Annotated in this window: 24 protein-coding genes; 10 read left to right on the top strand and 14 right to left on the bottom strand. The window is 68.6% G+C overall.

Annotated features, from left to right (window positions below; all coding sequences use genetic code 11):
- Positions 1 to 636 (bottom strand): TetR/AcrR family transcriptional regulator, encoded by a 636-nt coding sequence (locus tag ACFORO_RS03510; RefSeq protein WP_377869450.1) that lies wholly within the window; start codon positions 634 to 636, stop codon positions 1 to 3.
- Between the two features lie 118 nt (positions 637 to 754).
- Here ACFORO_RS03510 and ACFORO_RS03505 point away from each other — a divergent pair, with 118 nt between their 5' ends.
- On the top strand, positions 755 to 3,817 hold the full coding sequence (locus tag ACFORO_RS03505) for a BTAD domain-containing putative transcriptional regulator (protein WP_377869449.1): 3,063 nt from the start codon (positions 755 to 757) through the stop codon (positions 3,815 to 3,817).
- On the opposite strand, the gene ACFORO_RS03500 is transcribed toward ACFORO_RS03505, so the two are convergent.
- Entirely contained in the window at positions 3,767 to 5,197 is a 1,431-nt protein-coding gene (locus ACFORO_RS03500; protein WP_377869448.1) for an MFS transporter, read from the bottom strand. The two genes, ACFORO_RS03505 and ACFORO_RS03500, sit on opposite strands and share 51 nt — an antisense overlap.
- A gap of 103 nt (positions 5,198 to 5,300) precedes the next feature.
- Here ACFORO_RS03500 and ACFORO_RS03495 point away from each other — a divergent pair, with 103 nt between their 5' ends.
- The 5 genes from ACFORO_RS03495 to ACFORO_RS03475 all read left to right on the top strand — a co-directional run bounded on the left by ACFORO_RS03495 (position 5,301) and on the right by ACFORO_RS03475 (position 10,289).
- The gene (locus tag ACFORO_RS03495) at positions 5,301 to 6,146 is read left to right on the top strand and encodes a helix-turn-helix domain-containing protein (RefSeq protein ID WP_354748528.1); all 846 of its coding nucleotides are present in this window, start codon (positions 5,301 to 5,303) and stop codon (positions 6,144 to 6,146) included.
- A 39-nt stretch (positions 6,147 to 6,185) separates the two neighbouring features.
- Complete coding sequence (locus tag ACFORO_RS03490) at positions 6,186 to 8,447, top strand: hypothetical protein (protein ID WP_377869447.1); 2,262 nt, start codon at positions 6,186 to 6,188, stop codon at positions 8,445 to 8,447.
- A 69-nt stretch (positions 8,448 to 8,516) separates the two neighbouring features.
- Complete coding sequence (locus ACFORO_RS03485; protein WP_377869446.1) at positions 8,517 to 8,858, top strand: alpha/beta fold hydrolase; 342 nt, start codon at positions 8,517 to 8,519, stop codon at positions 8,856 to 8,858.
- Positions 8,855 to 9,187 carry a hypothetical protein gene (locus ACFORO_RS03480; protein ID WP_377869445.1) on the top strand — a complete coding sequence of 111 codons (333 nt, stop codon included), beginning with the start codon at positions 8,855 to 8,857 and terminating at the stop codon, positions 9,185 to 9,187. The genes ACFORO_RS03485 and ACFORO_RS03480 overlap by 4 nt, the downstream gene beginning before the upstream one ends.
- A gap of 364 nt (positions 9,188 to 9,551) precedes the next feature.
- On the top strand, positions 9,552 to 10,289 hold the full coding sequence (locus tag ACFORO_RS03475) for a hypothetical protein (RefSeq protein ID WP_377869444.1): 738 nt from the start codon (positions 9,552 to 9,554) through the stop codon (positions 10,287 to 10,289).
- A 57-nt stretch (positions 10,290 to 10,346) separates the two neighbouring features.
- On the opposite strand, the gene ACFORO_RS03470 is transcribed toward ACFORO_RS03475, so the two are convergent.
- Both ACFORO_RS03470 and ACFORO_RS03465 read right to left on the bottom strand, forming a co-directional pair.
- Positions 10,347 to 11,336, bottom strand: a complete 990-nt coding sequence (locus ACFORO_RS03470; RefSeq protein WP_377869443.1) for a glutathione S-transferase family protein — start codon at positions 11,334 to 11,336, stop codon at positions 10,347 to 10,349.
- A 25-nt stretch (positions 11,337 to 11,361) separates the two neighbouring features.
- The gene (locus tag ACFORO_RS03465) at positions 11,362 to 11,841 is read right to left on the bottom strand and encodes a MarR family winged helix-turn-helix transcriptional regulator (protein WP_377869442.1); all 480 of its coding nucleotides are present in this window, start codon (positions 11,839 to 11,841) and stop codon (positions 11,362 to 11,364) included.
- A 100-nt stretch (positions 11,842 to 11,941) separates the two neighbouring features.
- On the opposite strand from ACFORO_RS03465, the gene ACFORO_RS03460 reads away from it, so the two are divergent.
- On the top strand, positions 11,942 to 12,499 hold the full coding sequence (locus tag ACFORO_RS03460) for a YceI family protein (RefSeq protein WP_377869441.1): 558 nt from the start codon (positions 11,942 to 11,944) through the stop codon (positions 12,497 to 12,499).
- 66 nt (positions 12,500 to 12,565) lie between these two features.
- Here ACFORO_RS03460 and ACFORO_RS03455 read toward each other — a convergent pair whose 3' ends face one another.
- From ACFORO_RS03455 to ACFORO_RS03435, 5 genes are all read right to left on the bottom strand, one after another.
- On the bottom strand, positions 12,566 to 13,018 hold the full coding sequence (locus ACFORO_RS03455; protein WP_377869440.1) for a pyridoxamine 5'-phosphate oxidase family protein: 453 nt from the start codon (positions 13,016 to 13,018) through the stop codon (positions 12,566 to 12,568).
- 69 nt (positions 13,019 to 13,087) lie between these two features.
- The gene (locus ACFORO_RS03450) at positions 13,088 to 13,672 is read right to left on the bottom strand and encodes a TetR/AcrR family transcriptional regulator (RefSeq protein ID WP_354748542.1); all 585 of its coding nucleotides are present in this window, start codon (positions 13,670 to 13,672) and stop codon (positions 13,088 to 13,090) included.
- 33 nt (positions 13,673 to 13,705) lie between these two features.
- On the bottom strand, positions 13,706 to 14,248 hold the full coding sequence (locus tag ACFORO_RS03445; protein WP_377869439.1) for a hypothetical protein: 543 nt from the start codon (positions 14,246 to 14,248) through the stop codon (positions 13,706 to 13,708).
- 71 nt (positions 14,249 to 14,319) lie between these two features.
- Complete coding sequence (locus ACFORO_RS03440) at positions 14,320 to 15,819, bottom strand: alpha/beta hydrolase (RefSeq protein WP_377869438.1); 1,500 nt, start codon at positions 15,817 to 15,819, stop codon at positions 14,320 to 14,322.
- Positions 15,816 to 16,109: a hypothetical protein gene (locus ACFORO_RS03435; protein WP_377869437.1), complete on the bottom strand. Its 294-nt coding sequence runs from the start codon at positions 16,107 to 16,109 to the stop codon at positions 15,816 to 15,818. Before ACFORO_RS03435 ends, ACFORO_RS03440 begins: the two co-directional genes overlap by 4 nt.
- A 429-nt stretch (positions 16,110 to 16,538) precedes the next feature.
- Between ACFORO_RS03435 and ACFORO_RS03430 the strand changes: the two genes are divergently transcribed.
- On the top strand, positions 16,539 to 17,930 hold the full coding sequence (locus ACFORO_RS03430) for a sugar porter family MFS transporter (protein WP_354748550.1): 1,392 nt from the start codon (positions 16,539 to 16,541) through the stop codon (positions 17,928 to 17,930).
- A gap of 58 nt (positions 17,931 to 17,988) precedes the next feature.
- Here the strand turns inward: ACFORO_RS03430 and ACFORO_RS03425 are convergent, their stop codons facing one another.
- Positions 17,989 to 18,789 carry an ABC transporter permease gene (locus ACFORO_RS03425; RefSeq protein ID WP_377869436.1) on the bottom strand — a complete coding sequence of 267 codons (801 nt, stop codon included), beginning with the start codon at positions 18,787 to 18,789 and terminating at the stop codon, positions 17,989 to 17,991.
- Positions 18,786 to 19,619, bottom strand: a complete 834-nt coding sequence (locus tag ACFORO_RS03420) for an ABC transporter ATP-binding protein (protein ID WP_377869435.1) — start codon at positions 19,617 to 19,619, stop codon at positions 18,786 to 18,788. Before ACFORO_RS03420 ends, ACFORO_RS03425 begins: the two co-directional genes overlap by 4 nt.
- A 61-nt stretch (positions 19,620 to 19,680) precedes the next feature.
- Between ACFORO_RS03420 and ACFORO_RS03415 the strand changes: the two genes are divergently transcribed.
- Positions 19,681 to 20,451, top strand: coding sequence for a TetR/AcrR family transcriptional regulator (locus tag ACFORO_RS03415; RefSeq protein WP_377869434.1), 771 nt, complete (start codon positions 19,681 to 19,683; stop codon positions 20,449 to 20,451).
- On the opposite strand, the gene ACFORO_RS03410 is transcribed toward ACFORO_RS03415, so the two are convergent.
- Positions 20,432 to 20,614 carry a hypothetical protein gene (locus tag ACFORO_RS03410; protein ID WP_377869433.1) on the bottom strand — a complete coding sequence of 61 codons (183 nt, stop codon included), beginning with the start codon at positions 20,612 to 20,614 and terminating at the stop codon, positions 20,432 to 20,434. The genes ACFORO_RS03415 and ACFORO_RS03410 overlap by 20 nt on opposite strands.
- 442 nt (positions 20,615 to 21,056) lie before the next feature.
- Positions 21,057 to 22,274: a DNA polymerase IV gene (gene dinB, locus ACFORO_RS03405; protein ID WP_377869432.1), complete on the bottom strand. Its 1,218-nt coding sequence runs from the start codon at positions 22,272 to 22,274 to the stop codon at positions 21,057 to 21,059.
- Positions 22,275 to 22,361: 87 nt separating this feature from the next.
- On the opposite strand from dinB, the gene ACFORO_RS03400 reads away from it, so the two are divergent.
- Positions 22,362 to 22,952: an HAD family hydrolase gene (locus ACFORO_RS03400; protein WP_377869430.1), complete on the top strand. Its 591-nt coding sequence runs from the start codon at positions 22,362 to 22,364 to the stop codon at positions 22,950 to 22,952.
- Here the strand turns inward: ACFORO_RS03400 and ACFORO_RS03395 are convergent.
- Entirely contained in the window at positions 22,949 to 24,445 is a 1,497-nt protein-coding gene (locus tag ACFORO_RS03395) for a serine/threonine-protein kinase (protein WP_377869429.1), read from the bottom strand. The two genes, ACFORO_RS03400 and ACFORO_RS03395, sit on opposite strands and share 4 nt — an antisense overlap.
- Positions 24,446 to 24,448 lie beyond the last annotated feature (3 nt).

The raw sequence follows: 24,448 nt of genomic DNA, 5'->3' as shown, positions 1-24,448 counted from the left end.
TCAGGCGTCCTTTCGGGTCGCATAAGTCAGTACTTGGTCGCTGAGCAGGCCCTCAATCGCGTCGAGGAGGCTCAACGCCGCCTCCGCGATGTCGTCCGGCCGCTCGCCGGCGACGGTGCGTTTGCCGATCTCGCCGTACAGCAGGCTGTGCACCCACCCGATCTGCGCGGCGACCAGCCCGGGCACCGGATCCCCCTGCGCCGCATCGGTTTCCGCGGTCAGCAGATCGGCGAGTTCGGCGACCATCTGCTGGCCGAGGTCCTGCAGCCGGGCGGCGAGCGTGGGCGCGGCCAGCATCATCGGCAGCACCCGGCCGAACCCCGGACTCAGCCCGATCGTCCTTGAGCGCTGCTCGATCTCGCCGCGCAGACGGTCCAGCACCGCGCGCGCCGCGGACACTCCTCGCCCGCGCGCTCGCACGATCTCAGCCAGCCGTCCCGCCGAGGCTTCCGACGGCGGCAGCACCAGGTCTTCCTTGACGCGGAAGTGGTTGTAGACCGTGTTGACCGCGACGTCGGAAGCCTCCGCGACCTCGGCGATCGTCACGGCGTCGAATCCGCGCTCGACGAACAGGCGCAGCGCGGTTTCCGCGATCCGCCGCACCGTGTCCTGCTTCTTCCGCTCCCGAAGTCCCACGCCGAAGAGTGAAGCAGACTCCAAACTTGGTGTCGACTCCATTTTTCTGCTCGAAGCTCCTGGATATCGGGGAGATCCCGGAGGACGGGACGGCCGCCGACCCGGCATCATCGACGAGGTGCGGATCGGCTTGCTGGGCCCGCTGGAGGTCCGGAACGACGACGGTGCCGCGGTCGAGATCACCGGTGCCCGATTGCGGACGCTGCTGAGCGCCCTCGCGCTGGAGCCCGGCCGGGTCGTCTCGGCCGGGCGGCTCGTCGACGCCGTCTGGGGGACGCGTCCGCCAGCCACGGCCAACGCGCTGCAGGCGCTCGTCTCGCGGCTCCGCCGCGCCGGGACGCGGCTCGACTCCACACCGTCCGGCTACCGGCTGCCCGAGGCGACCGTGGACGCGGCGCGCTTCGAGGAGTTGGTCACCGCAGCCAGGACGGCTCCGGACGAGGAGCGAGTCGTACTGCTGCGCGAGGCGCTCAACCTGTGGCGCGGCCCGGCACTCGGCGACGTCTCTGACGCGCAGTTCTTTCAGGGCCACATCGTGCGGCTGAATGAGCTGCGGCTTTCCGCCACCGAGGAGTACGCGGAAGCTGTGCTCCGGTTGGGGCACGGCGCGGATCTCGCCGAGGAGCTGTCGAAACAGCTGGCCGAACATCCGCTGCGCGAACGGCTGGCGGCGGCGTTGATGCTCTCGCTGCAAGCTGCCGGACGACCAGCCGAAGCGTTGCAGGTGTTCGCGCGAACCCGAATGGCGCTGGCGGATGAACTCGGCGCCGACCCCGCCCCGGAGCTGTCCGCCGCGCACACCAAAATCCTCCGCGAAACGGTGGCCGACGAGGACGAGGCGCGCACGAACCTGCGAGCCGGGCTGACCAGTTTCGTCGGCCGGAACACTGAGATCACCCGCGTGGCCAAGCTGATCGGCGAGTACCGGCTGACCACGCTGACCGGACCCGGCGGGGCCGGAAAGACCCGGCTGGCCACGGAAACCGGACGGCATCTGCTGTCCGAACGCAACGGCGTGTGGTTCGTCGAACTGGCCCCGCTCACCGACGGAGCGGACGTTCCGCAGGCCGTGCTCGACGCGCTGGGCCTGCGCGAGCAGATGTACCCCGGGACGCTCGCCAGCGGCACTCCGCGCGAGCGGGCGACGAGAGCGCTGCGCGATCGGGACGCGGTACTGGTGCTCGACAATTGCGAGCACGTCATCGAAGCCGCCGCGGAACTGGCCGACCACCTGCTCGGCGAATGCCCGCGGCTGCGCATTCTCGCTACCAGCCGGGAACCGTTGGCAGTGACCGGCGAAGCGCTCTGGCCAGTCGAACCGCTGACGCTGCCTGCGGAGAACGCCACGCCCGTCGAAGCGATGTCGTGCGCTTCGGTGCGGCTGCTGGCCGACCGCGCCGCTGCCGTCCGGCCGGGCTTCACCGTCGATGAGTCCACTGTGGACGACGTGGTGCGGATTTGCCGAGCGCTCGACGGAATGCCCCTCGCGGTCGAACTCGCCGCCGCCCGGTTGCGCTCGCTGACCGTGTCGCAACTGGCCGCCCGGCTCGACGACCGGTTCCGCCTGCTCACCGCAGGAAGCCGGACCGCGCTGCCGCGGCATCGCACGCTGCGCGCGGTGGTCGACTGGAGCTGGGACCTGCTGGAACCGGACGAACGGCAACTGCTGCGCCGGTTGTCGGTGTTCTCCGGCGGTGCGACCGCGGAGGCAGCGGAAGCGGTCTGCGGCGGCACGTCTGAGCTGCTCAGCGCATTAGTCGACAAATCGCTAATCGCTATTTCCGGGGACGCCGAGCCGCGTTACCGGATGCTCGAGACGATCAAGGCTTACGGCCTGGAACAGCTGGCTGTGGCCGACGAACGCGAGGAACTGCGCCAGGCGCACGCCGAGTGGTTCGCCCGATTCGCCGAGACCGGCGACAAATACCTGCGCCGCGCCGAGCAGATCGAATGGCTGGCGCGCTTCGCCGCCGAACACGGCAACCTGATCTCGGCGGCACGCGGCGCGATCGCCGCTGGCGAGGCCACGACGGCGCTTCGGTTGGCGACGTCGTGCGCGTGGTTCTGGATGCTGACCGGGCACAAAACCGAGGCGCAGGAACTGATCGAGGCGGCCTTGGCGTTGTCCGGCGAGGTGGATCGCGAACTGCGCGCGATGGGGTACGCGATGGCCGCGTTGCTGCTGACCATCGGCATGACCTCCGAAACCTCCGCCGACGCCTTGGGCCGCAAAGCGCTCGAACTCAGCCGCGACAGCAAGAATTCCTTGCTGCGGTCCATCATCCCGGTGTTCACGCAGACCGCGGACAGCGGCACGATCAAGTCCACATTGGACGAATTGCTGGCCGACGAGAACCCCTGGCTGCGCGCGCATGCCCGGCTGCACCGGGCGCGGACGCAACTGAACCTCTGGCACGCCCCGGCCGCGCAGGAAGCCGACATCCGCGAGGCCGTCCGGCTGTTCCGGCTGTGCGGGGAACGCTGGGGAACGTCACTGGCGCTGAACAGCCTCGCCGATGTCGTCGGCCGTCGCGGCGAACTGGAGGAAGCCGTTTCGTGCTATGAGGAATCGATCCAGGTCGTCTCGGAAATCGGTTCGGCCGAAGACGTCCGGTTCGCCCGCGGACGGCAAGCGCACCTGTTCTGGCAACTCGGCGACGAGGCAGCGGCGTCGGCCGCGGTAACCGCCGCCGAACGCGACGCGCGGAGCGTGCCGTTCCCTGATTCGCTCGCGTTCCTGGCCCAGACGAAAGCGGACCTGGCCCGCTGGCGCGGCGATCTGGCGGAAGCGCGGCTGGAACTGAACCACGCCGAAGCGCTGTTGAGCGAATCCGAGCCGCATCCGTTGTTCCGCGCGATGATCCAGCATTCGCACGCCTACCTGGACGCCCAAACCGGCGACCTGCCCGCAGCCCGGGACCGCCGCCGCGAAGCACTCGCCTTGGCCGCGGAAGCCGGTGAGGTGCTGTATCTGGCGATCATCCTCCTGGGCATCGCCGACCACGCCCTGCGCGTCAACCGCCCGGTCGCCGCCGCCGATCTTTTAGCCGCCGCCCACCGCCTCCTCGGTGGTCCGCACCTGGCGCTGCCGGACGTGACCGCCGTCGAAGCCGCCGTTCAGGCCGAACCCTCAGGCACAGTCGACGACCCGATCGCCCTCGCTTACGACGTCCTCAGCTGACACGGGAAGCCACCGCAACGCAAGCACCCCCAGCCCCGCACAAAGCACCGCCGCAACCCCCATCGCGACATGCAACCCACTCACCACAGCCTCCTTCTCAGCTGCGGCCCCCTCCGGGGCCAGCAACCGAAAAACGAACGCCGCCACCGAACCCAGCAACGCGATCCCCAGCGCATGACCGATCTCGTTGGCCGTCTCGCTGATCGCTCCCGCCGAACCGGCCCGATCCGCCGGGACCGCGCCGACCGCCGTGTCCGCGACCAGCGAGAACGAGATCCCGTAGCCGAAACCGGCGACCACGGTCGAGGCGACGAACCATCCGGCCCCGCCGGTCACCGTGGTCGCCAGCAGCAGCGCGAGCCCGAGCGCGATCGCGAAATGGCAGGTCACCAAGGCCGCCCGGCTCCCGATCCGCGCCGCGAGCGCCGGGGTGAGCACGCACGTCGCGGTCAGGGCGACCGCGCCCGGAAGCGCGAGCAGCGCGGCGTGGAGCACGGACAACCCCAGCACGGATTGGAGGTAGACCCCGGTCAGATACGCCGCCGCCGACCACGCGAACAGGGACAGCACCCCGGTGATCACCGCGACAGTGAACACCTTCTCGCGGAACAGACTCACGTCGAGGAGCGGGTACTCCAACGTGCGCTGCCGCAGCACGAACCACGTCAGCACCCCGGCCCCGGCGACGCCGGCGAACGCGACCGGCCAAGAAGGACCGTAGGCGGCGAATTCCTTGACGGCGTAGACCGCCAGCAGCAACCCGCCCGCGGACAACGCGATGCTGAGCAGATCGACCTTGCCCGGCCGGGTCGTCCGGGCCTCCCGGAGCACCACCGGCGCGGCCGCGAGGAACACCGCGACGACCGGCAGGTTGACCAGGAACACCGACCCCCAGCCGAATCGGCTCAGCAGCAGCCCGCCGAGGATCGGGCCGATCGCGAAACCCGCGGCGAACGTCGCGGCGAAAATCCCGATCGCCCTGGCCCGCCGCCTCGGTTCGGGGAACAGTTCGCTGAGCACCGCGAGCCCCGACGGCAACAGCGTCGCGCCGCCGAGCCCCATGAGCACGCGGCAGCCGATGAGCCATTCCGGCGTCGGCGCGAACGCGGCGCCCGCGGAACCCGCCCCGAAGACCGCGACGCCGATCATCAGCAGTTTCAGCCGCCCGTACCGGTCGCCGAGGTTGCCGAACGCGATGAGCAGCGAGCCGACCGCGAAGCCGTAGCTGTCGAGGATCCACAGGGCCTGGTCGGCGGTCGGGGCGAGGGCGCGGGTGATGGTCGGCATGGTCAGGAACAGGATCGAACCGTCCATCGAGACCAGCAGGACCGGTCCGAGCACCACGAGCAGTCCCAGCCAGGCGCGGCGAGTTTCCGTCATGCCCCCGATCCTCGGAACCCGCGGCCGCACTCGGCCAGCACCGGCGATGAGTACCCCTCGCAGGTGCAGGCACGGTTTTGCCTGGTTGCCTACGATCGAGATCATGCAGACCGAAACCCTCGGCGTGTTCCTCAAGACCCGCCGTGACCGCGTGACGCCGGACGCCGCCGGGATGCGGACGTACGGCACGCTCCGCCGGGTGCCCGGTCTGCGCCGGGAGGAACTCGCCCAGCTCGCGGGCGTGAGCGCCGGCTACTACACGCGGCTGGAGCAGGACCAGTCCGGCACCGCGTCGCCGCAGGTGCTCGACGCGCTCGCGCGGGTGCTCAACCTCGACGAGACCGAGTCGAGCCACCTGCACAACCTCGCCCAGCGCTGCGGAGTCCCCCGGCTGGTGCGCCCCGCGCCGGAAACGCTGGACCCGCACGTCGCGACCCTGCTGCACGCGCTGAGCGACAGCGTCCCCGCAATCGTCCTCGGCCGCCGCGGCGACGTACTCGGCTGGAACCGCACCGGCCACCTCCTGCACGCCGAACACCTCGACTACGCCGCGCCGGACTCGCCCGAAACCCGCCCGTCGATCCCGCGGATGTTCTTCCTCGACCCGTTGCACCGCGACCTGTACCGCAACTGGGCGGAGCTCGCCCGCACCCATGTCGGCTACCTGCGCCTGATGTCCGGCAAGCACCCGACCGACGCCCGGCTCGCGGAGCTGATCGGCGAACTCGCCATGGGCAGCCCGGAATTCGCCGCGCTCTGGGCGACCGGCGACGTCGTCGACTGCACGAGCGGCCCGATGGACCTGCGCCACCCGACGCTCGGCACCGTGAACATCGACTATCAGGTCTGGCTCCAGCCCGACAGCCCCGACCACCAACTGGAGGCGTACACCCCGCGCGACGCCGCTTCCCGGGACGCGTTGCGGCTGTTGGAGGTCGCTTCCCGCTAACCGGCCTGCCCAACGCACTTCGTATGGCATCATCCGCCGGTGACCGGCGAGCGGAGCGACCCGCACTCCATCGGGGAGGAAGACCTCGAGGACTTCGACTCCTGGACCGCGCAAGCCGCGCTCGCCTCGCTCATCGACGAAACGCTCGGCTCCCCCGCGGTCACCCAGCTCCTCGCCCGCGAATCGCTGCGTACCGAAGTCGTGCGCGAAGAGCTGTTCGCGAACGAGACGCTCCTCGCGAAGATCCGGACGCTCCAGGACCAGGTCATGGCCGAGGGCGACCGAGGGTTCCGTCCGCGAAACCGCGCGATGTCGCCGCGCGAGGCGAGCTGGCTGGTCGTCGCCGTGCTGCTCGGATTCGCCTACCTCAGCCTGATGACCGCCGCGTGGGCGCAGCTCCCCCTGTTCTTCCGGATCTTCGCCGGCCTGATGATGCCGTGCGTCCTGTTCGCCACCGGCGCGCTCGCGGTCCGCAAAGTCACCGCGTTGCGCGAGTGGACCAACCCGGACGCCATGCAGTTCCACGAGGAGCAATTCGGTCTCGGGCCACGCCGTTCGTTCGCCGCGCGCGAGATCGTGCTGCCCGAGGTCCGCGACGTCATTTCCGCGCACCGGCGGCTGCACTTCGGCACGACACTGGTTTTCGACCAGCAACACGACCTCGGCGAGGAGGACAGCAGCCGAATCGTGCCGACAGCGGCGGCGAAACGGCTCCGGCGCGTCCTCGAACGCGCGGGTTCCGGCGCGGTCGCGCTCGGCGGGCAGCGCGGGTCAGGCAAGACCACCGCGATCCGTTCCATACAGCGAGGTCTGTTGCACGGCAGCGAAAACCCGGCGCCACTGGTGGTGGTCGCCTCCGCGCCGGCCACCTACGACGCCCGCGATTTCGTGTTGCACCTGCACAAACTGCTGTGCCAAGCCGTACTGGTCCGGGTCCGGCAGGTAGTGGGTCCGGGAACCGGCTGGCGCTGGTGGGCCCGCCGGGTCCTGCGCGGAACGGTCGACCTCGTCGTGTCGGCCACGCTCGGCTGGGCGATCGGCGGCCTGCTGTGGACCGGGAAATTCACGCACTTCCCCGCCGAACTGTGGCAAACCGTTACCGGCGTGCAGTTCCCTGAGCTGATTGGTCCTTTATGGACAGATCAGCCGGTGAGCAACCGGATCGCACTGGCCGCAGTCGCCGTCCTCGCGCTCCGCTGGGTAGCGAAACTCCTCACCGCAACGGTCGGCGCGCTGGTAATCCTCCTGCGGCGGAAGTCGTCAGCCGGACCGCGCGCCCTGCAAGCCGAAGCCCGCCGCCAGCTGCTCCGGATCCAGTATCTGCTGACCTACACCACCGGCTGGTCGGGAAAACTCGCCGTCCCGGCAGGCGGCGAACTGGGCCGCACCCGCACCACGCAACGGGCCGAACAGCAGCTGACCCATCCGGAGGTCGTCGACGAGTTCCGCGCGTTCGCCCAGCTGACCGCGGAGTCGTTGCGCGAGGAAGGGATCACCGACCGGGTCGTGGTCGCCATCGACGAGCTGGACAAGATCGGCGAACAGGACAAGGCCCAGCAGCTGGTGAACGACATCAAGGGCATCTTCGGGGTGCCCGGTTGCCTGTATTTCGTGGCGGTGTCCGACGACGCGGTCCTCAGCTTCGAGCAACGCGGCCTGGCCGTGCGCGACGCCTTCGACAGCGCGTTTTCCGAGGTGGTGCGCCTGGAATCGTTCACCCTCGACGAGAGCAGGCTGTGGATCGCGCAACGGCTGCCCGGCGTCCCGGAGCAGTTCTGCTACCTCGGCCACTGCCTCTCCGGCGGCCTGCCGCGCGACCTGCGCCGCACCACCATCGACATGGTGGACGTGACGACCGAACACTACGAGCCGTCGCTGTCGACCGTCACGAGCATCCTGGTCTGCACCGACCTGGCAGCCAAGTCGAGCGGCTTCATCGCGCAAGCCCGCGGGCTCCCGCAGACACCGGAGCTGGCGGAACTGTGGCCGAAACTGCTCCGCGTCCCCGACACCCGCGAAGCAGTCGAACTCGCCGAACTGGCCGCCTCGTTGCATGAAGGAGCAACACCCGACCTAGCCGACGCGGTCAACCGGCTGCGCCTGCACAGCAGCGCGTTCGTCCTCTTCTGCGCCACCGTCCTGGACATGTTCACCGACGCCCTCACCCAGTCCCGCCTCACGCCGAGCCTGCACGAACTGGCCATCGCCCGACGGCGACTCGCGTTAGACCCGCACCTCGCGTGGGCCGCCTTGAACGACTTCCGCAAAGCGCACGACCTGCCGCTACCCAGCCGGGCATAACCAACCCTTCTGGATCACGGAAGAACCAGCTCTTGGACTTCTCGCCGCGCGGCTTCTAGCGTTGCGCCCATGACCGCCTACGTCCTCGTCCCCGGTGCCTGCCACGGCGGCTGGTGCTTCGACCGGCTCACCGGCCAACTGCGCGACCGCGGCCACCGCGTGCTCCCGCTGACGCTCACCGGCCTCAGCGAACGGCAGCACCTGCTGAACGGCGGGGTCAACCTCGAGACCCACATCGAGGACGTCGTGCGCGCGATGCAGGCCGAGCAGGTCGAACGCGCCGTGCTGGTCGGCCACAGCTATGGCGGGATGGTCATCACCGGTGCCGCCGACCGGGTGCCGGAACTGGTCGATTCGCTGGTGTACCTCGACGCTTTCGTCCGGAAAACGGCGACTCCTGCTGGACTTTGACCGATGACCGGCAGCGCGAGTGGTACCTGAGCGTCGGCGAGACCGGATACGCCGTGCCGCCGCTGCCGTTCTTCGACCCGCGTGCGTCGGCGCATCCGCTGGCGTCGCTGCTCCAGTCGATCCGGCTGGACACCGACCTGAGCCGCTTCCGCCGCCGGGACTATGTGTACGCGACGATCTGGGACGGCGGGTCGCCGTTCGAGCCGACTTACCGACGGCTTCTCGACGATCCACAGTGGAATGTCCACGCGCTGGACAGCAAGCACGACGTGATGCGCGACGCGCCGGAAGAGCTGCTGCGAATCCTTCTCGACGTTGGGGCTAAGTAGGAATAACGCGTGATCACGGTCCATCGATTCGCACTGGACCCACCGTTACCTTGAGGCCCAGCAACCAAATTGAAACACCGATTACCGCAGCGGAACCGGCTATGATCAGCAGAAATCGAACCGTCGATCCCCAGTCCCCGAGAACGTGCCTAAAGACAGCGACGAGCCGGTCGTTTTTCGTTCTGCCAACCTTGCGGTTGCACCGTTTACCCACGCTCTCGTTCTCCTTGGTGAACTGCATCAGGGACCCAGTTCAGCCCCTTGGCCTGCAACCGAGTCTGCCCTGACCGGCAAACTTGCGCCAAGTCCTCATGTGTACACATCGAATGCGTTGACCCTGGCCGTACCGTGCTAGCTTCACGCCATGTTCGACGAGGTACCGTTGCTCATCGAGACGGAGATCGGCGTCCGCGAAGCGCGCGTCAGGTTCAAGGAACTGATCGAGGATGTGGAGCTGAGGAATCGTGTCGTCCACCTGACCCGGCGAGGCAAGCGAGTCGGGGCGATTGTCAGTTCAGATGTCGCGGAAGGGATCGCCGCCATCGAAGGCCCAGGCGGCCCGATCATTCCCGGCGATTTGCCTACGGCAATAAAATTGGTGGAAGGCCTGCTTTCCGACAACTCCGCCAACGCCCCGGTAATAGACCCGGATCAGGTCGACTCGCGGGCGTTGGTAGGAGCATGCTTGTACTTTGTCGATCTCATGCTCCCTGGCCCTACGCTTTTCGGCGGAGAACTGCCCATGGCCGACCCTATCGACGGTGAGGACGTCAAACTCGTTGCCGACCTGCTCGTCCGCAAGCTGTACAAGCGGCTAGGCATCAGAGATATCGCCAGCAAGGAGTTCCCGCTTATCGCAGGCGCACTTTGGGCAGCCCAGACGCAGGAGTCCGCAGTGGAATACCGTTTGCGCATCCCCATCGGGATCTCGCCGGAAGAGTCATACATCTGGATCATGGCACTGTACGAATTGTGCGATCTCATCAACGTCATCCACGGCGACGGCACCGCACAAGAACAGATGTATCGAATAGAAGAGACGGAAGAATCATTTCCGGACGAACTCGGCGATGCGGGGCTCGAGCCGGAACCACGCCAATGATTCCGGCTCGCCGGAAACAGCTCACTGGGCACAGCGAGCGCGACGCACCCCAAGCCGTCACCCTTCCAACTCAGGAACCCGCTCCCCCACCGGCGGCGCCCCAGGCGGCGTCCCGTCCCCGAACGGCCTCCCGCCCAGCTCCTCCCGCCCGTGCGGCGTCAACCATCCCGTCTCCACCGGCCCCAGCGGCACCACCCCGGTCGGGTTCACGTTCCGGTGCACCACGTAGTAATGCTCCTTGATCTGCCCGAAATCGATCGTGTCCCCGAAACCGGGCGTCTGGAACAGATCCCGCGCATACGCCCACAGCACCGGCAGCTCCGTGAGCTTCTGCCGGTTGCACTTGAAATGCCCGTGGTACACCGCGTCGAACCGGACCAGCGTCGTGAACAGGCGCACGTCCGCCTCGGTGATCGTGTCCCCCACCAGGTACCGCTGGCCGGCCAGCCGCTCGGAAAGCCAGTCCAGCCGGGAGAACAACGCGCGGTACGCCTCTTCGTAAGCCTCCTGCGACGTGGCGAAACCCGCTTTGTACACCCCGTTGTTCACGTCCCGGAACACCTTCTCCGCGACGTCCTCGATCTCGTCGCGCAGCCGCTGCGGGTACAGCTCCGGCGCGCCGTCCCGGTGGTAGGCGCCCCATTCCAGCGACAGGTCCACCGTCATCTGCTTGAAGTCGTTGGTCACGATCTGTCCACTCGGGACATCCACAATGGACGGCACGGTGATCCCGCGCGGATAGTCCGGGTACCGCGCGAAAAACGCCTCCTGCAGCCGTTCGATGCCGAGCACCGGGTCCCGGCCGCCGGGGTCGAGGTCGAAGGTCCAGCTGCGCTCGTCGTGCGTCGGGCCGCACAGGCCCATCGACAGCACCTCTTCGAGACCCAGCAGCCTGCGCACGATCGACGCGCGGTTCGCCCACGGGCACGCTCGCGCGATCACCAGGCGATAGCGGCCCGGCTCCACCGGCCAGCCGTCGCGGCCGTCGGCGGTGACGCGGTCGGAGATGTAGTTCGTGTCGCGCTTGAACTCACCCTGGTCGGGCATCGGAAGCCTTTCGTCGGGGGCGGGTCTAGTCGTCCGGGCAGGCCGAACAGTCCGGCGGCTCCAGCGCGGCAGCCAGCCGGGCGAGGATCGGGCCCGCGGCGCGGACCTCCTCGGGCGAGAGGTGGTCGAACAGGAACGATCGCACGCGCTCGAGATGCCCGGGGTACGCGGCGGCGAGTTTCGCCCGCCCGAGGTCGGTGAGCGTCGCGTGCGCGGCCCGGCGGTCCTGCGGGCACTTCACCTTCCGCACCAGGCCGCGGCGCACCATCGCCTCCACGACCCGGCTGATCCGGCTCAGCGACAGCGCCGTGGACTCCGCCAGATCGGTGAGCCGCAGCCTGCCTTCGGCCGCTTCCGACAGCGACACGAGCACGGAGTAATCCGTCAGCGAGACGCCGTTGTCGTGCGCGAACTGGTCGTCGAGAGCCCTCGGCAGGACTGTGACGACACGCATCAGCGGACGCCACACTGCCTCCTCTTCGCTGGTCAGGGGGGTTCTGTTCACCACAGAGGGGGAGTATATCCGACACTTGCTCGCGCAATCAGTTATTGTGGGCTACAGTGCTAGTTGAACACTCAACCAAGGACCCGAAGGAACGGAACACATGACCAGCGCGACCACCTACGCCCACCTGACCGGCACCTACACGATCGACGGCTCGCACAGCCGGATCGGCTTCGTCGCCCGCCACGCCATGGTCACCAAGGTTCGCGGCTCCTTCAACGAGTTCGAGGGTTCGTTCACCCTGGACGGCGAGAACCCGGCGAACTCCAGCGCGAACATCACCATCCAGACCAAGAGCGTCGACACCCGCAACGCGGACCGCGACGGCCACCTGCGCGCCAACGACTTCCTGTCCTGCGACGAGTTCCCGACCATCACCTTCACCTCCACCGGGATCACCCAGACCGGCGAGGACACCTTCGACGTGACCGGCGACCTGACCGTCAAGGACGTCACCAAGTCGGTCACCGTCCCGTTCGAGTTCGGCGGCTCCGCGAAGGACCCGTTCGGCAACGACCGCGTCGGCTTCGAGGGCTCCACCTCGATCAACCGCAGCGACTACAACGTGAAGTTCAACGCCGCGCTCGAGACCGGCGGCGTGCTGGTCTCGGACAAGATCACCCTCGAGTTCGAGATCTCCGCGATCAAGAACGCCTGAACGAACAGCCGGTGAAGGGTTCCGGAATCGGGACCCTTCACCGTGTCGCGGGGCAGTCGCGGGGTCTCAGACGTCGAGCGCGGTGCCGTAGAGCCGCTCGACCTGGAGCCGGATCACGACACGCCGCTCCTCCACCTGCTGCTTCAGGAACGCCGCCGGGTCCTCGGGCCGCGCGGCCTCCGGAAGCATCGCGAGCAACTCCTGCCCCACCGCGTCGCCGGGAACCTCGGTGACTTCGGAAACCTCCGCCTGCCCCTCGGCAACAGCGAACGACCACACGTCGCCGCCCTGAACGTGCACCGTCGCCCGCGGGTTGCGGCGCAGATGGCCGACCTTGCTGCGGTCGGCAGTCGTGGAGAAACGCACCGTCCGGGTGTCGGGATCCCAGCTGTACAGCATGGTCGTCAGATGCGGCTGACCACTGCGTTTGATCGTCGCGAGCGTGCCGAACTGCTGCTGGCCAAGCAGGGCCGAGAGGGCTTCGTCAGACAGCTGCCGGGGTGCGGGTCCTTGACTCATGCCAGGCCCAACTCGCCGCCGGCCCAGCACATTTCCGCCAGCTACCCCTATTTCGGGGACCCCTATTTTTCAGGCGCGCAAACCCGCGATCCCCACCTCGAGCGCCGCCTCCAGATGCTCCGCCTCCCCGGTGGTCAGCAGCATCAACACCCCGCCCTGCACCCCCGCCAGCAGCGCCGAGGCCGCCTGCTTCGGGTCCAGCCCAGGCCGGACCTCCCCCGCCGCGCGCAGGTTCTCGATCCCTGCGGTCAGCTCGCCGAGCCACCGCTGCATCAGCTGCGTCACCACCGCCTGCGCGCCCGGCGTGTTGCGGCCGATCTGCGACATCACCACGTTCAACGGACAGTGCCGGCCCTGCTCGGTGTAGTGCCCGAGCACCACCTTCTGCCACGTCCGGAAATCCTCCCAGGTGCGCAGCGTGCCGAGCGACGGCTGCTGCACCTCCAGCACCCGGCCCGCCTCCCAGCGCGCGACAGCCAGCAGCAGTTCTTCCTTGCCGTCCGGGAAGTAGTGGAACAGCTGGCTTTTGCTCGTCTTGGTCCGCGCGCGGACGTCGTCCAGCGTCGTCTCGAGCACGCCGCGCTCGCGGATCACGTCGGCCGCGCCCTCCACGATCCGTTGCCGCGTGGCCTCGCCCTTGCGCGTGAGCGTCATCGACTGCCTCCTGACTGGACCTGCTAGTCCACTCTAGAACGCAGCGCCCCCGTCGGACCAGGACGTCTGGCCGAAGTCCTCGTCGTCCACCGGCGCACGACGCGGTCGGGGCCGTTCAGGTTCTGGAGCTTCCGCGACCTCAGGCTCCGGCTCCTCGACGACAGCCTCAGCTTCCGGAGTCCCCTTCGGCCAGACGCAAGGCGACGTCGCACCGAGATAGAGCTTCCCGAGCTCATTGGCCTGCAAAGACATGTCGAAGCCGTCCCGCTCATTGCGCGCGAAGACGTACTGGTCGGTGGGCCGCCGGTCGGTCAGCACGGTGAAGCCGTGTCCCTGCCACCACTTCACGACGGCCTCGAACTGCGCCTTGAAAGTGTCCGGTTCGAGGCCGGTCACCTCATAGGTCGCGGAGATCTCGAACCGCCCCGCCGGACCGTTGTCGGTCGGGTCGGTGCATTCGGAACGGTTGCGGGAGAACAGTTCCCGCCCGGCGGGCGTGGGCAACGCGGAGAACGCGCCGCGCACGTAGTCCTCGACCTGGTCGCGTGCTTCGTTTTCGGTGATCGTGGGGTTCATGGCTGCACCTCCTGGGGAGCAGGCTACGAGAGGAACGGCGGCGAGGCAGGCCAGCGCGGTGCGGCGCGCCGTCACGCCGGCAGCCCGGCGATGATCCGGCCGAAGCTGCGCAGCGACGGGTTGTTGTCCTCCCAGTATTGGCTGTGCGCGGCCCCGGACAGGCCGCCCTCGTACCACGGGCCTTTGTCGCCCGGCGCGGATTCGAAGACCTGGCCGCCGAAGCCGTCGCCGGCGGGGCTCGGGCCGAGCGGGTCGTGACCGGGGAGACCGATGTTGGTGATCTTGATGAGGTCGTGCTGCGCGACCGTCGAGTGCACATGCTGGGCGACCTGGTCCTGCGGCACACCGTCGAGATGCAGTTGATTCGCGTGCTCGACGCCGACACCGGGACTGCCGACGAAGATCAGATCGTCCGCGTTGAGCCCGCCGTCTCGAGCCGCGTGGCCGATCACCGTCGTGCCGTAACTGTGACCGAGCACGGTGTTATGCGACGGGGAGCCCTCATGCGACGCGCGCAGGCCGTCCTCGAATTTCGACAGCTGTTCCTTGCCGCCGTCGGCGTATTTCTCACTGGCGGCGTCGACAAGCTCATTCGGCGCGTCATAACCGACCCAGGTGATCACCGACGTCGACGGCGAGCCCGCCATCGTCGCCGACTGCCACATCTTGTCCGACCGGCCGAGGTCGCCGCCGATCTTGGCCAGCTCGCTGCCGGTGCCAGGAACGTACGTCGCGACATTCGCCGCGGTATCCGGATTTCCGGCGGCGACCACCGCTGTGCCGTCGCCGCTGACGTCGAGCGAGACCAGGAAAGCCGGAGGTTTGCCGTCGCCGGTGGCCGCGAGCCGGTCACGGATCGCGGTGAGGCCGCGCAACTGAGCGTCGTCGCCCTTCCGCTTGTCGATTTCCTGTTGCAGCACAACGCGATTCGCCGCGTCGCGATCGACCACCGGGATGCCGTCGAGATTGCGGATCAGGTCTGGGTTGTCGCGCAGGATCGAGGACTGCGCGGAGTCGGACAGGCTGTCCCACCACGCCCGGTTCTCCGCCGGGGTGCCGTTCGGTTTCGGCTGGCTGCTCGTCGCCATCGCCAGCGCGACGACCCCGGAGCCACCGCTTTCGCCGTTGGTCGCGCGGTCGAGCACGACGGTCAGATCCGCGTCGACCCCGGTGGCCGCACGGAGAATCTGGCCGACGCGATCGGCGACTTCAGCCTGTCGCTCGGGTTCGCCGCTGACGCCGCCACCGTCGTCGATCCGCATTCCGTTGCGTGCGGCGAAATCGTCTACCTCGCGCACCGCCGAACTGATCCGCTCGACCGCCAGCTGCGCGTCGTGCACCCCGCGCCGAACCGCCGACACATCAGTGGCCAGCTGCCGCAATTCCGTTGCCAGCGCAGTGCCTTTGGCCGTTGCCGCGTCCGCCGCGTCGCCTTGCCAGGAGCCGAACTTCGTCATGGCTTCGGCATCGTCGTTCGCCCCGGTGAGCCGAGCGGCCCGGGCACCGAGCGCGTCGACTGCCGAAGCGAGGTCGGCGGGGTTCCAGCGCCGGACGTCTCCCCAAGTGATCATCGGCCCGCCGCCGCGATCTCGCCGGTCGCGTTGTGGTCGGTGTCGCGGTAGCCGGCCGCGGCCTGGTCGAGGTTCCCGGCATAGGACTCGGTGTCGGCTGTCCACTTCGGAACGGCCCGGCCCCAGGTGTCGGACAGGCGATCCGCCGCGGCCACGCTCGTGCCGCCGGACAGCCCGACCCCGGCGAGCGCGCCCGCGAGGTCGGCCGCCCGCACGGTCGCCGCCGCCTGCCGCGCCCGTCCGGCCGCGGTCGCGACCTCCGCCGGAGCGACCTCGAAACCCGTTCCCATGCGCATCTCCCCCACCGCGGCGACCGGACGACCCGTACGACGGACGGCCGCGGCACCCGGTTCCCCACAGTTCGACCTTCGCGAAAACTCCTGCCATGATTCCCCCGCCAAGGCTCTGACCTGCGCAAACCCTCGCCTAGCTTGTCCACATATGTGAACGCTAGTCACGTGACTGAATAGTTATCAGCCCGCGTCTTGCCCGCCGCTGACCAGCGTGTGACTGTGTACGGCGAAGTTCGTACCGGAGCGGGCCAAGCCGGCACGCGACGAGGAAAGGCGTTGCGCGGCGGCGGGTTCGGCCGTTCCGCAGTGCTGGACCAGTCCGGCAGTCCTTGTCCCTCGACCCCCACTCGTCCGGCCCGGACGGCGCTGGCCTTCCGGTCAGCGGACCAGGACCGGCCGGCCATCCCGGAAAGAGACGGCTCGGCAATGACACAGACAGCCGCGGCGCGGCGGCCCATCGGCAGAACGACGCTGTACTTCTTCGGTGCCCTCGGCGGCATCCTGTTCGGTTACGACCTCGGCGTCATTTCCGGGGTGTTGCCGTTCATCGGGAAACTCTGGGGCCTGTCCGGATGGGACAAGGGCGTCATCACCGCGAGCATTTCGATCGGTGCGATCGTCGGTGCGAGTTTCTCCTCCCGGCTCAACGAAAAGCTCGGCCGCCGCCGGACGATCATGGTCGCGGCCGTCGTCGTCATCATCGGCACGATCGCGGCCACCTTTTCCCCGACGTTCGCGTTGCTGATCGTTTCCCGGCTCGTGATCGGCGTCGGCATCGGCCTGTCGTCCTCGACGGTCCCGACGTATCTGTCGGAACTCGCTCCGGCGCGGCTGCGCGGGGCGATGGGCGCGCTGAACCAGATCTTCATCGTGCTCGGCATCCTGATCGCGTTCCTGGTCAGCTACGGGCTCGGCACGTCGGGCAACTGGCGGCTGATGTTCGCCGGCGCGATCGTGCCCGCGGTGATCCTGCTGGCGGGCTTGGGATTCCTGCCCGAAACGCCGCGCTGGCTCGTCGCGAACGGCCAGGAGGAACAGGCCCGCGCGGTCCTGCTCAGCTCGCACGGCGGCGGCGTGAACGTCGACGAGGAGATCGGCACGATCCGCGAGGTGATCCGGCTCGACTCGGAATCGGCGAAGACCCGCTTCCGCGACCTGCTGACGCCGACCGTGCGGCCGATGCTCGTGGTCGCCCTGCTGCTCGCGATGGGCCAGCAGTTCAGCGGCGTGAACGCGGTGAACGCGTACTTCCCGACGATGCTGATCGGCCTCGGTTTCGCGACCCAGGCGGCGTTGCTGTCCGGCGTGCTGCTGGGCGTCACCAAGTTCCTGTTCACCGCGTGGGTCGTGTTCGTGGTCGACCGGTGGGGCCGCAAGCCGCTGCTGCTGATCGGCAACGTGCTGATGGTGCTGACCCTGGTCGCGGCCGGGTTCATCGTGCTGGAAGTCCACGACACGGCGACCAAGGGCATCCTGATGCTGGTCGCGATGGTGCTCTACCTGGTCGGCTACGAACTCGGCTGGGGCGCGGTCGTCTGGGTGATGATGGCCGAGGTGTTCCCGCTGAAGGTCCGCGCGGCGGGCATGGGCGTGAGCAGCGTCGTGCTGTGGGCCGCGACCGGCATCATCAGCGCCGTGTTCCCGATCATCTCCGACCCCGGCGCCCTCGGCCTCGGCGGCTCGATGTTCCTGTTCGCGGGCATCAACGTGGTCCTGTTCTTCCTCACGAAGTGGCTCGTCCCGGAAACCAAGGGCCGGAGCCTGGAGGAAATCGAACTCGACCTGCGCGGCCGGACGCATTCGAAGGCACGCGCCTGAATTTCTCCTCGGGGTACGGCCGGGCGGCAGGGGATTTCCCTTGCCGCCCGGCTGTTTTCTAACGCCCGAGCATGCGGTACCGCCGGGTGGCGAGCGGCAGGAAGATCAGCGTCAGCACCGCGGGCCACGCCATCGCGAGCAGCACGGAATGCTCCGCCGCCCAGCCATTCGCGGCCCACGCCGGGTTACCCGCCAGCTCGCGCACCGCGGAAGCCGTTGCGGTGAGCGGATTCCAGGTCGCGACCGCACTCAGCCAGGCAGGCATGGTGTCCGGGGAAACGAAAACTCCGGACAGGAATCCGACCGGCCACACCAGCACCTGCACCGAAACCGCCGATTCCGGGGTCTTCAGCAGCAGCCCGAGGTAAATCCCGACCCAGACAAAAGCGAACCGCAGCCACAACAGCAGCCCGACCGCGCCCAGCACAGACATCTGCTGCGGACGCCACCCCAGCGCCAGCCCGGCCCCCATCATCACGACGAGCCCGGCGACCGCGCCGATCAGGTCGGCGAGACAACGTCCGGTCAGCACGGCGAGCCCGCTGACCGGCATCGCGCGGATCCGCTCGGTGACGCCCTTCGAGGCGTCGGAAGTCACTGCGAGGACAGTGGATTCGAGCCCGAACAGCATGGTCATCGCGAGCATGCCGGGGATGAGGAAGTCGATGTACGCGCCGCCCCGGATGGCCATCGCGCCGCCGAAAAGCTGGCCGAACATCACCACGATCAGGACCGGGAACAGCAGCGTGACCGCGATCGAGAACGGACGCTGCTTCCAATGCACCAGGATGCGCCGGGTCAGGACGGCGGTATGTGTCGGCCAGGACACGCGCGCGGGTGCCGCGGCGGGGATGGTCATCGAACCTCCTCGGAGACGGCGGGCGAGGTCTTCCGGGAAGCCGCCTGCCTCCCCTCCTCGGGCGTGCGGGCGTGACCGGTCAGGTGCAGGAAAACCTCGTCGAGCGTCGGCTTGCGGACGACCGTCTCGACCCGGTCCGGCCCCACCTTCGCCTTCAATTCGTCCGGCGTGCCCGCGGCGACGACCCGGCCCGCGTCGAGCACCGCGATCCGGTCGGCGAGCTGATCAGCCTCCTCCAGATACTGCGTGGTCAGCAGCACCGTGGTCCCGGTCCCGGCGAGCGCACGGACGTCCGCCCAGACGTCGATGCGAGCCGCCGGATCGAGCCCGGTCGTGGGCTCGTCGAGGAAGAGCACCTGCGGGTTCAGCAGGAGTCCCGCGGCGAGGTCCAGCTTGCGCCGCATGCCGCCGGAGTAGCCCGAGACAGACCGCCCCGCCGCTTCGCCGAGACCGAACCGCTCCAGCAATTCCGTCGCCCGCGCCCGAGCCGCCCGCGACGGCAACCCGCCGAGACGGGCGAACAGTTCGAGGTTCTGCCTGCCGGTCAGGATCTCGTCCACCGAGGCGTTCTGCCCGACCAGCCCGATCCGCCGCCGCACCTCGTCCGGCTCAGCGACCGCGTCGAAACCGGCGACCCGCACTTCGCCAGCGTCCGGCCGCAGCAACGTCGTCAGGATCCGGACCGCCGTCGTCTTGCCCGCACCGTTGGGACCGAGCAGGCCGAACACCGTCCCCGGCTCCACCCGCAGGTCAAACCCGTCCAACGCCGCCCTATCGCCATACCGCTTCCGCACCCCGCGCGCCAGCAGCCCGCCTTCTCCGTATGCCATACGAAGAAGGCTAGCACAAAACTCCGTATTGCCTACGGAGTAAAGTTCCTATGCTGGTCACGTGACGACTGACGGCACCAACGGCGACCCCGCCGCGACGATCGCGCTGCTGTGGGGCACCCGCCAGCTGCCGAAGCGCGGCCCGAAGCACGGCCTGACCCCCGCGCGGATCGTCGACGCGGCGGTCGAGGTCGCGGACACCGAACAGGACCTGGCGACGCTGTCGATGCGCCGGGTGGCCGAGTCGCTGGGCGTCGGGACGATGTCGCTGTACACCTACGTCGCGTCGCGCGCGGAACTGGTCGAAGCGATGGTGGACGCGGTCTACGGCGAAGCGGTAGCCGAACTGTCCGAAATAGACGCCGACGACTGGCGCGACGGACTCCGCCGCGTCGCAGCCGTCAACTGGGCGATGCACCTGCGGCATCCGTGGCTGCTGCAGGTCTTCTCCGGACGTCCGACGCTAGGCCCCAACGCGATCGCGAAGTACGACCTGGAACTGGCTGCCGTCGACGGCATCGGCCTGGCGGACGTCGAAATGGATTCGACGATCACCCTGGTGACCACGCACGTCGAAGGCCTGGCGCGCCGCAAGGTCGAGGCCGCGCGCATCGTGCGGCAAACCGGGATGACCGACCAGCAGTGGTGGGCCGCGACCGCGCCCGCCCTTGCCGAGGTCTACGAACCGCGGCGCTTCCCCGTCGCGGACCGGGTCGGCACCGCTGCCGGGCAGATCCATCAGGCTCCTTACAGCGTCGACCACGAGTACGCGTTCGGCCTGGACCGCCTGATCGAAGGCATTGCCGCGCTGGTCAACCGATCTGCTGAGTAACTGGCGCTTCCTTCCGCCCGACCACCGCCCCGGCGCTCGCGAGGCCCACGCAAGTCAGCGCCACCCACTGCACCGCGCGCAAATGCTCGCCGAGAACCAGCACCCCAGCCAGCCCCGCACTAGCTGGCTCGAGACTGGCCAGCACCCCGACCGCCCTGACCACCTCGCCGAGCACCCGGCATCACAGCACCGACGCACCACGGCACCGTGCTCGCATCCCGGCAAGCAAGCGCCAAACTTCGCCCAGCACACTGCCCTGCCGGGCTCGACCGAACTCGGTCACGCTCCACCGGACTCAGCCAGGCTCGGTCGGACTCGACCGGACTCGGTCACGCTCAACCTGACTCGGTCACGCTCGGTCGGGCTCGACCCGACTCGGTCGGACTCGGCCAAGCTCGACCGGGCTCCGTCGGATTCGACCGGACTCGGCCAGGCTCCGTCAGACTCAGCCAGGCTCCGTCGGGCTCGGCCAAGCTCGTTCGGACTCAGCCATGCTCAGCCAGGCTCCGTCGAACTTCGTCCGGCTCAGCCAGGCCTCATCGGACTCAGCCGGGCGCAGCTGGGAAACAGCCCTCGCGGAAGCACCGCGGGGCCACCGCAATCGATCAATCCGGCAGCATAGGCATCTCCACCCCAGCGTCATGGCTCAACAGCGCCGCCCGAGTCAACGCGGCCGCACCGAAGCGGTTTCGCAGGGCGTCCACCGCTGAGTCCAGGGCGGTGGCTTCGGCGGACATCGCGGGGCGAGAAGGTTGGTCCAGCGGCAACGCCAACTGCACCGCACCATGGCTGTCGAGGTTTGAGAACGACAGGCCCAGCAACGTCAAACCCCGGTCGTACACCAGTGGTTGCGCCGCGGACAGCAGACCGCGGGCAGCGCACAGCAGCGTTTCCGTGTGGTCGGTGCTGTCGGCGAGCGTGTGCGACCTCGTGGCGCGAGTGAAGTCCGCGAAGCGCATTCGCAGCACTACCGTTCGGCAGACCCTCGACGCGCCGCGCAGCCGACGCGCTAATCGGTCCACAATGGACACTACGATCTCGTCCAGCTCGGCTGGGGAGCGGGAGCGGCGGCCGAGTGCGCGTTGGGAGCCGATTGAGCGGCGGCGTTTTCCTGGCTGGACCGCGCGTGGGTCGCGGCCGTGCGCCAGGGCGTGCAGGTGGCGGCCGGAGCCTGGGCCCAGCATCGAGATCAGTGCGGCTTCGGGCAGTTCGGCGACTTGGCGCACGGTGCGGACGCCTCGCTCCCGCAGTTTCGCCGACGTCACCTTTCCCACTCCCCACAATCGTTCCACTGGCAGTGGGTGCAGGAATTCCAGCTCAGCGTCAGGCGGTACCACCAGCAGGCCGTCCGGTTTCGCGACGCCGCTCGCGACTTTCGCGAGGAACTTCGTGCGCGCCACCCCTACCGTAATCGGCAGCCCGACTTGCGCCAGCACCTCCGCGCGCAAGCGCACCGCGATCTCGGACGGACGCCCGGCGATCCGCCGCAGGCCGCCGACATCCAGGAAAGCCTCGTCGATCGACACTCCTTCCACCGCCGGCGTCGTCCGCCGGAACACCTCGAACACCGCCTTGCTCGCCGCGCTGTAGACCGACATCCGCGGCGGCACCACCACGGCATGCGGGCACAATCGCCTCGCCTGCGCGCCGCCCATCGCGGTGCGCACGCCCAGCGCCTTCGCCTCGTAGCTCGCGGCCAGCACCACGCCACCGCCCACGATCACCGGCCTGCCGCGCAGCCGGGGATCGTCGCGCTGCTCGACCGAGGCGTAGAACGCGTCGAGGTCGGCGTGGAGGATCGGTCCTTCGCTCGTCACGAACATATGTTCGCATCGAACACCGACAAAAACCGCGATCCGTTCACTCGAACGGAGTAGAAAAATCTCCCAGAGCCCCGGCGGAACGCGCTAATGTCTCTCCCCGTGCGGCTCGTCCTGTTCGACCTCGACACCACGCTCGTCGATCGCGCGGAAGGCTTCCGCCGCTGGGTGTGGGAGTTCTGCGCGGAACACCGGCTCGCCGAAGCGGACGCCGCTTGGCTCGTCGCCGCCGACGATCGCGGGCGCGCCGACCGGGCGACGTTCTTCAAGAATCTCCGCGAACGCTTCGACCTGCACGAAGCCGACCTCGAAGACGCCTACCGCGAACGCCATCCCGCGCTCGTCCCTGCCGCGCCCGGCGTGCTGACCGGCTTGCCCCGGCTGCGCGCGGCGGGCTGGCGGATCGGCGTCCTCGGCGCGGGCGAACCGCAGCTGTCCACCCTGCTGTGCACCGGAATCGCCGGGCTCGTCGACGGCTGGGCGCTCGCCGGGCCGGACGGACTGTCCACATCGGACCCGAAGCTCTTCGCGCTCGCCGCCGAACGCTGCGAAACCACCCTCGACGGAGCCTGGCTGGTCGGCGCGGATGTCGAAGCCGGGCGGTCCGCTGGCTTGCGGACGGTGCGAGTCGGCCCGGACCGCGACACCGCCGCCGCGATCTCGCTGCTGCTCGAGAGCTAGCTCTCCACGTCGATCTGCCAGGTGCCGTTGTGCTGCGACATCTTGTAGTGGTGCGTCTCGTTCGACACGCCGCCACTCGCACGGTGATAGGTGATCTTCGCGGTGAGCGTGTTCTCGCCGGTGACTTGGACGTCGTTCGCGGTCACCGAACTGAACTGGCTCCACCATGACTTGTACCGGTCGAAAGTCTGGCCTCGCGACGAGCGGAACCCGTCGCTGAGCATCGCCCAGCCGCTCTCCAGATTGCTCGGGAGGTACGAGAAGTAGGTACGCAGCGCGGAAGCCATCGCGTCCGGCGAGTTCGCCGCGGAACTGGACGACGGAGGGCTGCTCGACGAAGGCGGAGTCGACGGCTGCGTCGATGGTGACGGCTGCGAAGCGGACGAAGTCGCCGGAGCACTGGAAGGCGCGGAAGTCCCAGAAGCAGGCGGCGGGTTTGCGGCCGGGCTCTCTTCACCGTGGTTGCGGGTGAGGACGACGGTGACGATCACGGCGATCACGACAAGCAGCGCGCCCGCCCCGGCAAAGATCATCCCGCGGCGTCTTCGGTCCGAACCCGCGGGCGGCGCGGCAGCGGCTCCCTCGGCCGGAACCGCGACCGTGGTCGGCACGACCGGCGGTTTGGCTTCGGGCAGCGTCGGCGGTTCGGGAACCGTCGCGACCGGGGTGACGCCGCCGTCGAGCTTGCGCAGCTCCGCGACGACCTCGGTCATCGACGGCCGGTCCTCCGGCTTGAGCTCCAGCAGCTTCAGCAGCAGCGGTTCCAGCTTCCCGGCCTGTTTCGGCGGGTTGATCGAACCGCTGGAAACCCGGTACAGCAAGGCGATCGCGTTGTCCGCGGTGCCGAACGGCGGATCGCCCTCCACCGCCATGTACAGCGTCGCGCCGAGGGCGAACACGTCGGAAGCGAAGGTCGCGTCCTCGCCTCGGGCGACCTCCGGCGCGAGGAACGCGGGCGTGCCGGAGATTTCGCCGGTCGCGGTGAGCGTGACGTCGCCGACCGCGCGGGAGATGCCGAAATCGGTCACCTTGACCGTGGTGCCGTCGTCGCCGAGCAGGACGTTGCCCGGTTTGACGTCGCGGTGCACGATGCCCGCCCGGTGCGCGGCGGCGAGCACGCCGGCCAGCTGCACGGCGAACGGGATCGCCTCGTCGACGGTCAGCGGGCCGTCCTCGCGCAGTTTCACCGCGAGGCTGCGCGAGGGCAGGTACTCCATGATCAGCCACGGGCGGTCCTCGTGCTCGACCACGTTGAACACCGAGATGGCGTTCGGATGCTGCAGCCGGGCGGCGATGCGAGCCTCGCGCATGGCGCGGTTGCGGGCTTCCTCGACCTTGTCCTCGCCCTGGTTCACGGGCATGAGGAGTTCCTTGACCGCGACGACGCGGCCGAGGATCTTGTCCTCCCCGCGCCAGACCATCCCCATCGCGCCGCTGCCGATCAGTTCGACGAGCTCGTAGCGACCGGCGACCTGCCGGCTCTCCTCGGTCAACGG

Source organism: Amycolatopsis halotolerans (genome assembly GCF_042647905.1).
GTDB lineage: Bacteria > Actinomycetota > Actinomycetes > Mycobacteriales > Pseudonocardiaceae > Amycolatopsis > Amycolatopsis halotolerans.
This window is presented reverse-complemented; position numbering and strand designations above follow the sequence as displayed.